Here is a 12,691-nt window from a genome sequence, read left to right as displayed (position 1 = left end):
GGGCCGGGCGGCCCGTCAGCTCCCCTTCCGCACCCCCGGCAGGTACCCCGCGTGCGCCTGCTTCCGCAGGTTGACCCGCGACAGCCCGAACGCCCGGAGGTACCCGCGAGGCCGCCCGTCCACGGCGTCCCGGTTGCGCACCCGCGTCGCGCTCGCGTCGCGCGGCTGGCGCCGCAGCTCGTGCTGCGCGGCCTCCCGCGCGTCCGCCGTCGCGCGCGGATCGCGGATGACCGCCTTCAGCAGCGCCCGTCGTGCCGCGTAGCGGGCGACGACGACCTTCCGGGCCTCGTTCTTCGCGATCTTGCTCTTCTTGGCCATCAGACCTTCCCTCCCCGGGCCCGGATACGGGCCACGGCCGCCTCGACGCCGATCGCGTCGACGGTCTTGATCCCCTTCGCGCTGAGCGTGAGCCGCACATGACGGCCCTCGCTCGCGAGCCAGTAGCGCTTGCGCTGGACGTTGGGGTCGAAGCGGCGTGAGGTGCGGCGGTGGGAGTGGGAGACGGAGTTGCCGAAACCGGGCTTCCGGCCGGTCAGCCGGCAGTGGGCGGACATGGCGCACTCCTCCCGAGCAGGCAAATGAAAATGGAAACCATTTCTGTATAGTAGCCCCCATGGCCCGCACCAACGACCTACGCCTCGTCATCAAGCTCCGCTCCACCGCCGGCACCGGCCACACCTACGTGACCCGCAAGAACCGCCGTAACGACCCCGACCGCCTCGAACTCCGCAAGTACGACCCCGTCGCCCGCCGCCACGTGACCTACCGAGAGGAGCGCTGACCCCGCCATGAAGCCCGGAATCCACCCGCCCTACGGCCCCGTCGTCTTCCGTGACCGCGCCGCGGGCTTCGCCTTCCTCACCCGCTCCACAGCGGCCGCCGCGGCCACCGCCAGTGGCAGGACCATCGAGTGGGAGGACGGCAACACCTACCCCGTCGTCGACGTCGAGATCTCCTCGGCGAGCCACCCCTTCTACACGGGCACCGCCCGCGTCCTGGACACCGCCGGCCGCGTGGAGCGCTTCGAACGCCGCTACGGCAAGCGCGAGGGTGGCCGTTGATGCGGCCGTCCACGCGTGAACTGCCCGTCGTCCTCGTCGCCGGCATCCACGCCGACGCCCGCCGCACCGTCGTCGACAGCCTCCTGCGCACCGTCCCGGGCTCCGTCGCGCTCCACCACGACCTGTCGAAGGCGGCCTCCTCCGGCACCGTCCGCCGGACCGTGCGCGACCGTTCCGGCACGCTCGACGAGGGCGAGGCGCCGCTCGTCAACGACTGCGCCTGCTGCGCCCTGCGCGAGGACCTGATCCCCGAACTGGAGCGCCTCGCCGGGCTCGGCGTCCACCGCCTGGCGGTCGTCGAGCTGTGGGACTCCGTCGAACCCAAGGCCATGGCGGAGGTCGTGGCCGCGCACGGCGGCCCGGACACCCGGCTCTCCGGGGTGTTCACAGCCATTGACCCGGCCCTGGTGCTGCCGGCGCTCGCCAACGGCGACGACCTCGCCGAGGCCGGGATCGCGGCGGCCCCGACCGACCGGCGCACCGTGGGCGACACTTTCGCCCGGCAGCTGGAGTACGTCTCCGTACTGGCCCTGGCGCACGGAACCGATGAAGCGGACGAGAGCGACCACGCCCTGCTGCACCAACTCGCCCCCACCGCCCGCTGCATTCCGGCCGAATCCGTGGAGCTGGCCGCCGCGGCCGTCGCCGGGTTCGACGTGGACGCGGCCGCCGCCCGTCAGCACCCGGCCTGCGCGCTGCTGCCGCAGGCCGCCGACGCCCACGGCGTGGCCACGCTCGTATGGCGCCGCGACCGGCCGTTCCACCCCGGCCGGCTCTACGCCGCCCTGGAGGACCTGACCTGCGCGGCGGCCCGCAGCCGGGGCAGATTCTGGCTGGCGGACCGGCCCGACACGCTCCTGTCGTGGGACGCGGCGGGCGGCGCCCTGTGCGTGGAGAACGCCGGGCCCTGGCTGGCCGCGCTGCCGGACGCCGCCTGGGAGATGGTCCCCGCCGAGCGCCGCGTGGCGGCGGCACTGGACTGGCACCCGGAGCACGGCGACCGCTCCCAGTACCTCACCTTCACCTCGCCCGGCCTCGACGGCGAGGGGGTCCGCTCACTGCTGGAGTCGTGCCTGCTCACGGACGCCGAGTACGCGGGCGGCCCGGCCGCGTGGCGCCGGCTGCACCCGGCATTCGACGAGCTCCTCGACCCGGTCTCCTGAGCCGGTCTCCTGACCCGGTACCCGAAAGGACCCCCATGGACATCCGACGGAACAAGCCGCACAGGCTGAACAAGGTGAACAAGCCGCACAACTCGAAGGGGAGGCCCCGCCGGAATCCCCTCGACGCAGCCGGCATCACATACATCGACTACAAGGACACCGATCTCCTCCGGAAGTTCATTTCGGACCGGGGGAAGATCCGCGGTCGTCGCGTGACCCGGGTCACCGTCCAGCAGCAGCGGCAGCTCGCCGGGGCGATCAAGAATGCCCGGGAGATGGCCCTGCTGCCGTATTCCGGAGTCTCCCCGGACGGACGTTCGTCTTCCGGGAAGAAGTCGTGAAGTAGTGGCGGGAACACCCTGAGTGCACGTGCATCGGCTCATGCAGAGGCACATGAACGCGGCTATGATCCGGAGCAGTTGCCATCCTCGAATCCGTGTTCTGTGGATGAGGGTGCCCCCTGCAATGATCCGGGAGAGTCCAGTGCCCCAGGCGCACAACGGCATGGCCGCCTCGGACATCGAAGATGTCGAATGGCGAAAGAGCCGGTACTCCAACTCCCAGGGCTCCTGCGTGGAGTTCGCGAAGCTGCCGGGTGGCGGGGTCGCCGTGCGCAACTCCCGCCACCCGGACGGTCCGGCGCTCGTGTACACACCCGCCGAGATCGAAGCCATGGTGCTGGGCATCAAGGACGGCGAATTCGACTACCTGCTGCGCGACTAACCCCGTGATCTAGTCGCGGTCGCGTGGCAGCCGGAACAGAGCCCAGACGACTTTGCCGTGCAGCGCGCCCGCCAGGGGGTGCCAGCCCCACGCGTCGCTGAACGACTCGACCAGGTACAGCCCACGTCCGCACTCGTCCCCGGCGGCGGCCTCGCCCACCACCGGACCCCTCTCGCTCGGATCGCGTACCGCGCACACGAGCCGCGACGTCCAGCGCATCAGATGCAGGCGTACGGGCGCCTCGTACTCACCGAGGGCCCGGTCGGCGGACACCGGTGCCGGTACCGGCACCGCCGCCGGTATCGCGTACCGCATCGAGTTGGTCACCAGCTCGCTGACGACGAGTGCCACCTCGTCGAAGAGGCCGACCAGATCCCATCGGTCGAGCGTGGTCCGGGTGAATCTCCGAGCGCTTCCGACCGCTTCGAAGTGGGGCGGCAGCGAACAGGAAGCCGAGGTGGAGGCTGCGGATGAGTCGATCGTGGGCAGCCCTCTCCATAAGGGGGAGAGCACAGTCGATCCTTCGGTACCCATCCGAGGCACTCCTGGCAATCGAGGACGTGACGTGCACGTGTGCGAGCTCCATGGTTGCCAATGCGCCCGGCGGATGCAAGGGCAGATGCACGTGCACGCGATGGATTTGGGGGCGCACAGGGGGGTTGGGGAGCAATTCTCCCTACGCCCCCTGCGGTAGGGCTCCTGCCCGTGGCTGGTCTCCGTAACCGCGCATGCACTCAACGGAGCCCGAAGATGGCAGACTTCGGCGCCGGGGGTAGCGGGGGTCGCCCTCAGAGAGGCGCGGAAACGACAGACCGGAACAGGACCGGAAGAGGAAGGGTCCCAGAGATGGCCACGAGCGAGTCGAGCGGTTCCGTGGTGCGACGCATACTCCTGGGCTCGCAGCTCAGGAGGCTGCGCGAGTCGCGCGGCATCACGCGCGAGGCGGCCGGCTACTCGATCCGAGCGTCCGAGTCGAAGATCAGCCGCATGGAGTTGGGCCGGGTGAGCTTCAAAGCACGGGATGTGGAGGACCTGCTCACCCTCTACGGGGTCACGGACGGCGCCGAGCGCGAGGCCCTGCTCGGCCTCGCCCGCGAGGCCAATGTCGCCGGGTGGTGGCACAGCTACGGAGATGTGCTCCCCGGCTGGTTCCAGACGTATGTGGGGCTGGAGGGCGCCGCCTCCGACATCTCGATCTACGAGGTGCAGTTCGTCCACGGCCTGCTCCAGACCGAGGGCTACGCCCACGCCGTCGTCGTCCGCGGCCAGCCCAACGCCGACGAGGCCGAGATCGAACGCCGGGTCTCCCTGCGCATGGAACGCCAGAAGCTGCTGTTCTCCGAGCGCGCGCCCCGCTTCCACGCCGTCCTCGACGAGGCGGCCCTCCACCGCCCGTACGGTGGCGAAACGGTCATGCGCAATCAGCTCCAGCACCTCGCCGACATCTCCGAGCAGCCCAATGTGACCCTCCAGGTGATGCCCTTCGCGCACGGCGGGCACGCCGCCGAGAGCGGCGCCTTCACCATGCTCCGCTTCCCCGAGTCGGACCTCTCCGACGTCGTCTACCTGGAGCAGCTGACCAGCGCGCTCTACCTCGACAAGGCCGAGGAGGTGGCCCAGTACGCCCGGGTCATGGACCGGCTCCACGAGGACAGCCTCTCCCCGGAGAAGACCCGCGATCTGATTGCGCGACATCTTCAACTCCTGTGACACATCAGTACGATGACGTCTCAGTAGCGCGACATGAAGCGGCACGGAAGAGCGGTGCGCCAACGCGACGCACTCGATCGACGCACCTCATGACGGGCGCCCCGGGCGCCCCGCATTTCGCAGACGGGATGGCGCATGTCCGACGGCACTCACGGATCACACGACACCAGGGGCGACATCAGGGGCGGTTACGGATCGTGTTTCGACACGCTGGGCGCCCAGTACATCGGCGGTGAGTGGCGGGCCGGCACCGGCTCCTGGGACATCGTCGACTTCAACCCCTACGACGGTGAGAAGCTCGCCTCGATCACGGTCGCCGGCATCGACGAGATCGACCAGGCCTATCGCGCCGCCGAGCGCGCCCAGCCCGCCTGGGCCGCCGTCAACCCGTACCGGCGCCGCCTGGTCTTCGAACGCGCCCTGCGCATCATCGACGACAACGAGGCCGACCTCACCGCCGCCATCACCGCGGAGTGCGGCGGCACGGCCGTCAAGGCCGCCTTCGAACTCCACCTGGTCAGAGAGTTCTTACGGGAGGCCATTCAACTCGCGCTGCGCGCCGAGGGCCGCATCCTGCCCGCCCCGGACGACACCCGCGAGAACCGCCTCTACCGCGTCCCGGTAGGGGTCGTCGGGGTGATCAGCCCCTTCAACTTCCCCTTCCTCCTCTCGATCAAGTCCGTCGCCCCGGCCCTGGCCCTCGGCAACGCCGTCGTGCTCAAGCCCCACCAGAACACGCCGATATGCGGCGGCGGCCTGGTCGCCAGGCTCTTCGAGGACGCGGGTCTGCCCGGTGGCGTGCTCAACGTCGTCGTCACCGACATAGCGGAGATAGGCGACGCCCTCATCGAGCACCCCGTCCCCAAGGTCATCTCCTTCACCGGCTCCGACAAGGTCGGCCGCCACGTCGCCACCGTCGCCGCCTCGCACTTCAAGCGCACCATCCTGGAGCTCGGCGGCAACAGCGCCCTGATCGTCCTCGACGACGCGGACGTCGACTACGCCGTGGACGCCGCGGTTTTCAGCCGTTTCATCCACCAGGGGCAGGTCTGCATGGCCGCCAACCGCGTGCTGGTGGACCGGTCCGTCGAGCGTGAATTCACCGAGAAGTTCGTCGCCAAGGTGCGGACCCTGAAGGTCGGCGACCCCGGCGACCCGGCTACGCACATCGGCCCCCTCATCAACTCCGGCCAGGCGGAGGCCATCACCAGCCTGGTGGACCAGACCGTCGCGGACGGCGCCACCGCCCTCGTACGCGGCCGGACGGACGGCACCCTGGTCGGCCCCTCCGTCCTCACGGGGCTGCCGGCGGACTCCCCGATCCTGGCCCAGGAGATCTTCGGTCCCGTCGCCCTGATCATCCCCTTCGACGGCGAGGACGAGGCGGTACGGCTCGCCAACGCCACGCCGTACGGGCTCAGCGGCGCCGTGCACACAGGCGATGTGGAGCGGGGCGTCCGGGTGGCCCGGCGGATCGAGACCGGAATGATCCACGTCAACGACTCGACCGTGCACGACGAGGCGATCGTGCCGTTCGGCGGCGAGAAGCACTCGGGTGTGGGGCGGCTGAACGGCGACTCGATGGTGGAGGCGTTCACGACGACGAAGTGGATCTCGATCCAGCACGGCCGGAGCAGCTTCCCGTTCTGATTCCTGTTCTGACGTGTCGTGGGATCTAGGACGGATGCTGTCCTAGATGCGCCCTACCGTTTGATCCATCGCCCCGGGTTTACCGGGAGCGTACGGAGGACGAAGGACGAAAGGCGGACCCCATGGTCACCCACGTGAGCGAGCGGAACACCGGCGACGAGCGCAGCGCCCTGCTCGCCTTCCTGGAGGCCCAGCGCGGTGGCATCCGCCGCGCGCTCCTCGGCCTCACCGACGAGCAGGCCGCCACGAAGCCCAGCGCCAGCGAGCTCTCCCTGTCCGGTCTGCTCAAGCACGTCGTGGAGGTGGAGCAGATGTGGGTCCTGCACGCCCAGGGCCTGCCCCCGGCCGTCCCGCGCGACGAATCCAACTGGAACGAGAGCTTCCGGCTGCTGGAGGGCGAGACCGTCAAGGACCAGCTGGCCCGCTGGGAGGACGTCGTCGCCGAGACCGAGCGGTTCATCCGGTCGGTGGAGGACCTGGCGGAGACCTTCCCCCTGCCCGAGGCCCCCTGGTTCGCGAAGGAGAACGTGTCCATGCGCTGGCTGATGCTCCACCTCATCGAGGAGGTCGCCCGCCACGCGGGCCACGCCGACGTCATCCGCGAGTCCCTCGACGGGAAGACCGCCTACGAGCTGGTAGCGCAGGAGCGGGGCACGGGCGCCTAGGCTGGGACACCGCAGCGTAGGTGTCGGGACAGAGGGAGACCGAGGCGAGATGTCGGCCATCCGGCTGCTGGTCCTGGGCGCGGTCCGGCAACACGGACGCGCCCACGGCTACCAGGTCCGCGGCAACCTGGAGATGTGGGGCGCCCAGGAATGGTCGAGCGCCCAGCCGGGCTCGATCTACCACGCCCTGAAGGCCATGGCCAAGCAGGGCCTCCTCATCGCCCACGACACCGCCCCCAGCGAGGCGGGCGGCCCCCCGCGCACGGAGTACGAACTGACGGAGGCGGGCGAGGCGGAGTACCTCACTCTGCTCCGCGCGGCCCTCGTCGCCCACGACCAGAAGACCGACGTCCTCACGGCGGGCGTCGGCTTCCTCGTCGACCTCCCACGCGCCGAGGCCATCGCACTGCTCCGGCAGCGTGTGACCGCGCTGGAGGAATGGCGCACCGACATCGAACGCCGCTGGACCCCGGGCGAGGGCGAGGACTGGGGCCACATCGCCGAGATCGGCATCCTCTGGCGAGGCATCGCCGAGACCCGCGAACACTGGGCACGCGGCCTGATCGCCCGCCTGGAGGCGGGCGCGTATGTGATGGCGGGGGAGGGCGACCCCTGGAAGGGGATCGTTCGCTGAGGTGGTGTACGCGGGGGGTGTTGAGCCGGTACGGTGGGGAGCGAAGTGGCCCCCGCCATGGCGGACTCCATGACGAGGGCCAACCGGTGGTGCCTACCTGTCAGCCCTCAGCTTATGTGAGGACTGGCAGGTCACTGGCCCCTGAACCACCCCCTCACCTTCTGCGCGACGCGCTTCCAGATCGACGGGCGGATCTTCCGGTGACGCCCCACGGGCGCCCCCCTTCATACGACGCGGTCATGTCCGGTGACCGCAGCCGGAGGAACCCGTTATTGGGCCCTCGACCGGCCCAACGCGCAGACGATTCCTCGTTGTAAGGGGGGCGCGCTCGGCGCGCCACGGAAGACTTTACAGACGAGCGGGCCTGTCGAGAGCGCACGCCCGGTATTGCCAAATATCTAACGCGGCAAGGCCGTTACCGCCATCCAGTGTGTAGATTCCTGGTCGAGTCTGTGCGTATCGCAGCCGAAGGCGCCCCCGCTTCTACGCTGGTTCCCCACTGTTGTGGGGAAGGTGGAGCGCGTGCAACAGGGCGGGACGAACAACGAGTTCAGCAACGCGAAGGCCGAATTCGTCGTGATGGGCCGGGACATCCATATCGGAGGGTCGTCCAGCCTGTCACCCCCGGCTGCCGACGGCTGGGTGGATCTCGCCGTCCGCTCGACGGCATGGCGGCACGTCCCCGTCGACCGCGACGTGGCCTTCTTCCGCGAGCGCGTCGCCGAGACCGTCGCGGCCCTCGCCCGGATCCGTGACGAGGCGGAGCGCGAGCTGGCCGACGACCCCTGGCGGGACGACGGCGTCGTGCCGCGCTTCGCGGAGAGCGTGGAGTGGCTGCTGGGTGAGCCGGGGCCCGAGTGCCGGCTGGACCTCTACCCGGCGGAGGCTTCGCTCTTGGTGCTGACGCCCTTTCTCTACCGCGTGCAGTCACTGCGCCTGGCGGCCTCTTTACGAGCACTGGTCACCCCGACCCGCCTCGACCGGCACCCCGGGCCGGGCCAAGAGCGCGCGTCGTTCGAGGTGTTCGCCGAGGGGCACGACCTGCTCGTCAAACGCGCCCTCCAGCACCCCGAGGCAGCGGATTCCATCGGCTGGTGGCTGTTCCACCGGTGGCTGGCGCTGCGGGAGGAGTTCTCGGACGCGGCAACGGTCCGGACGCTGTGGGAGGCGGTCGGCGCCCCGGCGGACGCGCTGGGGGAGGCCCTGGAACCCCGCCGGATCTGCCGGCTCCTCCACGGCCTCCGCCGTGGCCCGGACGTCTGCAACCGCGAATACCTCGACGAACTCCCCGCCGACGACGCCGCCGGCGTACGCGGCGGCGGCCCCCAGCGCATCCGCGACCAGCGACTCGCCCTGCTCCTCGCCCTCGCCCACGGCGCGAGCCGCGAGATCACCGCCCTGCCGCAGATCGTCGTGGAGCACCTGGGCATCCCCCACCCCGTCGACCTCGACCAGCTGCGCCGCACGCTGGAGAGGTCCCGTTGGGGCGGCTCCCACGACCTGCCGGTGCTCCACGCCGAATGCCACCACGAAGCGGTCATCGAGGGCCTCCGTGCCTACACGGAGCGCACGGACACCCTCCTGGCCGCCGCCCGCCGCACCGTCCGCGAACGCGTCACCCAGCCCATGCCCGCCCTCCCCGCCCGGCTGTCGGCGGACGGGGTGACCCCGGCGGAAGGTGTCTTCACCGGCTGGGCCAGCTTCCGTCTCGACGAGCGCCGGATCCGCGACCTCCTCATGGGCGTCCAGCTCTACCGCGACCGCGACCTGGCCATCCGCGAGCTCTACCAGAACGCGCTGGACGCCTGCCGCTACCGCCGGGCCCGGACGGAGTACCTGGACCGGACGCAGACCGCCTCGTACGCGTACGACGGCCGGATCGCCTTCGAGCAGGGTGTGGACGAGGACGGCCGCGAGTACGTCGAGTGCCGCGACAACGGCGTCGGCATGGGCGAGTCGGAGCTTCGCGGGGTCTTTTCGCAAGCGGGCTCGCGTTTTGTGGATCAGCTGGACTTCAAGCTGGAACGGGCGGGGTGGGCGGAGGCCGTTCCGCCGGTGGAGCTCTTCCCCAACAGCCGCTTCGGCATCGGCGTGCTGAGCTATTTCATGCTCGCGGACGAGATCCGGGTGACCACGTGCCGGATGGACGCGAAGGGGCGGCTGGGGCCGCTGCTGCGGGTGTCCATCTTCGGGCCGGGGCATCTGTTCCGTGTCGAGCGGCTGGAGGAACGGGGTGAAGAGGCGGGGACGCGGGTCCGGCTCTATCTGAGGGACGCGGACGAGAGAGGGACCAGATGGTCGTGTCTCTCGGTCCTCGAACGGGTCCTGGGAATCGCCGAGTTCCGGACCGAGGTCCGGCACGGCGAGTACGACGGGACGTGGGAGGCCGGTCGGCTCTCGGCGAGAAAGGCGCCGGACCGGGAGCGGTTCGGGCTCAACGCCCACGGCACGATGGTCGAGTGGGCCGAGGCCCCGGACGGCGTGCAGGTGATCTGGTGCGAGCGTGGCGGCGGGCTGCTCGTGGACGGGCTGGTCGTCCAGCCCGAGGACCGGCGGGGCGTGCTGACCGCACGCGCCCACTCGGGGCTGGAGGGGGTGGTGGTGAACCTCTCCGGCGGGCACGCCCCCGGGCGGCTCTCGGTCGACCGGTCCCGGATTCTGGACGATGTGTCGGGGCACGTGAGCGACCTCCTGGTACCGGCCCTGAAGAGCCTGCTCGCGAGCGACGAGGAGCTGCCCCGCTACGAGTGGATCTGCCGTCTCGTCGACTCCAGCGTGTGCCTGGCGGAGCTGGTCACCAAGGCGACGATCGACGCGGGACGGGTGCTGGAGTACGAGGGCCACCGGATCGACATGGCCACGACCGGGTGTCTCCCCGCCGACATGAGGGTTCTCCCCGCGAAGGCCTTCGGGGCGAACGACCGGCGCGACACGTTGCGGGACCTGCCGTGGACGAAGATCCTCGGCGAGCCGCTCGATCACATCCTGCTCTGGCGCGTCATCGCCCACGGGCCCAATGCCGCCCTGACAGCTCTGGCAGAGGTGTGCCCGGAGATCCAGGACGTACGGGTACGCCCGGCCCTGCCCTCCGACGACCTGTTGCTCTCGAGGAGCGATGAGGCCCACTACCGGCACTGGAACGCCCGCGATGTGGGATACACCAGGGTCCTCGGGCTGTGCGCCAACATGGCGGACGAGCTCGGCATCACCTGGCAGTCGGCGGCCCGGCGCGCCGAAGAGCTGGGAATACGCACCGGGGACCGGCCCGTGTCCGTGGGGGAGCTGCGGAGCGTGGCACGGTTCATGGGAGTGGGCGTCGAAGAAGCGGCCGTGCGCTGGAGAGACCTGGGTGTTCCGGTCCGGGACGCGGTGGTGACCCTCGCGGTGGCGGACGAGTACGACCCGTTGCTCCTCAAGGACCCCGGGGCCACCGGCCAAACCGGCTGGCTGGACCCCGATGAGGTCGTTCCCCCCGGCCACGTCGCCAAGGCGAGTCAGGTGCTGGACATTCCGGTCCCCGAAGTGTGCGCCAGGCTCGCCGCGTACGGTCTGCGCTATGACGTGACCGGTCTGTCCGACCGTCCCGACGCCAGGACCGTCATCCTGCTGAGTGCGAACGCCGACGGGAAATGGCCCTGGCGCTCGCAGGGGGAATCGGTCCCCGCCGGTCAGGTGCTCAGTAATTCCGAGAAGCTGGGGATCCCGCCAGGGCAGTTGCTGGCGGAGCTCACCTATCTGGGCTTCACCACCCCTTCGGCGTTCCCGGCCGACGCGCACCCCGATGACGCCCGGCTGCTGTGGAGCCTCGGCGGCTATCTGCGACCGGGCAAAGGGATCTTGTACCGGCATCTTTTCCATGACGCCGGCCGTGCGCCCCAGGAGGTCATCGACCGCCTTCGGGCCTATGGCATCGACGTTCCGCTGAAGCTTCCTTCCACGCCGACGCGGATGGACAAGGAACTGGTCACCGACGAATCCCTGTGGTGGGGTCTGAATACCGCGCAGGCCTTGCCCTACGCCCATGTCGTAAAGGTGGCGGACATGCTGCGGACGGAGCCGAGCGAGGTCGCGTGGTACCTCCGTGGCTACGGCGCCCTCCTCGCGCGGGACGAGCTGCCGGAGGGGCTGACCTTCGACGCGGCGCTGACACTGATCAAAAAGGGCGACCCCGGCAAGGACTTGCGGTTCGATGTCATGGAGGACTTCTCCTTGGGGGATCTCCTTCGTACCTCGCTCCGTGTCGGTCAGCCCTTGAGCCAGGTGGCCACGTGGCTTGAGGAATTGGGCCTCTGGAGCGGTTCCGTGACGGACGCCGTGCGCAAGGCGCTCAGCCGCGTTCCGCGTGCCTGAACCCGGCCCGCACGCGGTCGGCGTGCGCCCGTACGGCCGCCGCCCGCTCCTGCGGGCTCGGCCCCGCGCCCGGATGGACGTCCACCCCCCGGCAGACGCGGCAGAGCCCGCCGGAGAGCGCCTCCGGGCGGCCCGGGGTGCGGCAGGACGTGCACTCCATGATGCGGCGGCCCGGCGTCGGCGTCGGCTGCGGCGCCGGGGGCATCTTCGTCGCGAGCCGCTTTCGGGTGATTGCGACGGGGGAGTGGACGACGGACGGGAGTCCGGCGGTGAGGGTGACGATGAGCTGGGAGGGTGGGATGCCGCTTGCCAGCCATTCCGCCGCCAGGGGTTCGAGGTCGGCGCACTCTCTCGCCGAGAGGGCGAGGCGGGCGTCGGCGAGGCCGAGGGCGGCGAGGGCCACGTACGCCGGTGAGCGCTGCGGCTTCGCGTCGGGCTGCGGCTCGTCGCCCTCGTTCAGCCAGCGCTCCCACCAAGCGTCGCTGCGTGCCGTGCGAGAAAAGTACGTGCGGAAGACCCACTGCGTGGTGTCGTCACCGGCGGGTTCGCGGATGCGGCGGAGGTGGCCCGCCTCGGAGAGGTTGTTGAGGGCGGTGCGGAGGGCCTGCTGCCCGTAGGGCAGCTCCTTGGCGAGCGTCTTCACGTCCATCGCCGCGCCGTCGGGCAGACGGTCGATGTGGGAGGCGATGTACGCCTCGCGGGCGGGGAGGTGGGCGAAGGTGTGCGGGTCGCGCG

14 protein-coding genes are annotated in these 12,691 nt (G+C 70.3%); 10 read left to right on the top strand and 4 right to left on the bottom strand.

Annotated elements, in window-relative coordinates; all coding sequences use genetic code 11:
• Positions 1-15: 15 nt before the first annotated feature.
• Both rpsN and rpmB read right to left on the bottom strand, forming a co-directional pair.
• Positions 16-318: a 30S ribosomal protein S14 gene (gene rpsN / locus K6I33_RS21650; RefSeq protein WP_229355497.1), complete on the bottom strand. Its 303-nt coding sequence runs from the start codon at positions 316-318 to the stop codon at positions 16-18.
• Complete coding sequence (gene rpmB / locus K6I33_RS21645; RefSeq protein ID WP_229355488.1) at positions 318-554, bottom strand: 50S ribosomal protein L28; 237 nt, start codon at positions 552-554, stop codon at positions 318-320. Before rpmB ends, rpsN begins: the two co-directional genes overlap by 1 nt.
• Before the next feature lie 59 nt (positions 555-613).
• Here rpmB and rpmG point away from each other — a divergent pair, with 59 nt between their 5' ends.
• From rpmG to K6I33_RS21620, 5 genes are all read left to right on the top strand, one after another.
• Positions 614-781, top strand: a complete 168-nt coding sequence (gene rpmG / locus K6I33_RS21640) for a 50S ribosomal protein L33 (RefSeq protein WP_229355482.1) — start codon at positions 614-616, stop codon at positions 779-781.
• 7 nt (positions 782-788) lie between these two features.
• Complete coding sequence (locus K6I33_RS21635) at positions 789-1,061, top strand: type B 50S ribosomal protein L31 (protein WP_229355479.1); 273 nt, start codon at positions 789-791, stop codon at positions 1,059-1,061.
• Positions 1,061-2,224, top strand: coding sequence for a GTP-binding protein (locus K6I33_RS21630; protein ID WP_229355469.1), 1,164 nt, complete (start codon positions 1,061-1,063; stop codon positions 2,222-2,224). The genes K6I33_RS21635 and K6I33_RS21630 overlap by 1 nt, the downstream gene beginning before the upstream one ends.
• Positions 2,225-2,259: 35 nt before the next feature.
• Entirely contained in the window at positions 2,260-2,565 is a 306-nt protein-coding gene (rpsR, locus tag K6I33_RS21625; protein ID WP_238491900.1) for a 30S ribosomal protein S18, read from the top strand.
• 106 nt (positions 2,566-2,671) lie between these two features.
• On the top strand, positions 2,672-2,947 hold the full coding sequence (locus K6I33_RS21620) for a DUF397 domain-containing protein (RefSeq protein WP_238491899.1): 276 nt from the start codon (positions 2,672-2,674) through the stop codon (positions 2,945-2,947).
• Positions 2,948-2,956: 9 nt separating this feature from the next.
• Here K6I33_RS21620 and K6I33_RS21615 read toward each other — a convergent pair whose 3' ends face one another.
• Positions 2,957-3,481 (bottom strand): ATP-binding protein, encoded by a 525-nt coding sequence (locus K6I33_RS21615; protein ID WP_229355462.1) that lies wholly within the window; start codon positions 3,479-3,481, stop codon positions 2,957-2,959.
• A 312-nt stretch (positions 3,482-3,793) separates the two neighbouring features.
• On the opposite strand from K6I33_RS21615, the gene K6I33_RS21610 reads away from it, so the two are divergent.
• From K6I33_RS21610 to K6I33_RS21590, 5 genes are all read left to right on the top strand, one after another.
• On the top strand, positions 3,794-4,657 hold the full coding sequence (locus tag K6I33_RS21610; RefSeq protein WP_229355460.1) for a helix-turn-helix transcriptional regulator: 864 nt from the start codon (positions 3,794-3,796) through the stop codon (positions 4,655-4,657).
• A 135-nt stretch (positions 4,658-4,792) separates the two neighbouring features.
• On the top strand, positions 4,793-6,307 hold the full coding sequence (locus tag K6I33_RS21605; RefSeq protein ID WP_229355451.1) for an aldehyde dehydrogenase family protein: 1,515 nt from the start codon (positions 4,793-4,795) through the stop codon (positions 6,305-6,307).
• Between the two features lie 122 nt (positions 6,308-6,429).
• Positions 6,430-6,972: a DinB family protein gene (locus tag K6I33_RS21600; protein WP_229355449.1), complete on the top strand. Its 543-nt coding sequence runs from the start codon at positions 6,430-6,432 to the stop codon at positions 6,970-6,972.
• Positions 6,973-7,021: 49 nt separating this feature from the next.
• The gene (locus K6I33_RS21595) at positions 7,022-7,606 is read left to right on the top strand and encodes a PadR family transcriptional regulator (RefSeq protein WP_229355447.1); all 585 of its coding nucleotides are present in this window, start codon (positions 7,022-7,024) and stop codon (positions 7,604-7,606) included.
• A 522-nt stretch (positions 7,607-8,128) separates the two neighbouring features.
• The gene (locus tag K6I33_RS21590) at positions 8,129-11,956 is read left to right on the top strand and encodes an ATP-binding protein (RefSeq protein ID WP_229355445.1); all 3,828 of its coding nucleotides are present in this window, start codon (positions 8,129-8,131) and stop codon (positions 11,954-11,956) included.
• Here K6I33_RS21590 and K6I33_RS21585 read toward each other — a convergent pair.
• Positions 11,934-12,691, bottom strand: a 758-nt coding sequence (locus K6I33_RS21585) for a hypothetical protein (protein ID WP_229355443.1), incomplete at its 5' end; no start/stop codon positions are given. The genes K6I33_RS21590 and K6I33_RS21585 overlap by 23 nt on opposite strands.

The organism is Streptomyces sp. UNOB3_S3, assembly GCF_020740895.1.
GTDB lineage: Bacteria > Actinomycetota > Actinomycetes > Streptomycetales > Streptomycetaceae > Streptomyces.
Note: the sequence above shows the minus strand (reverse complement) of the source record. Positions and strands in the feature narration are given on the sequence as shown.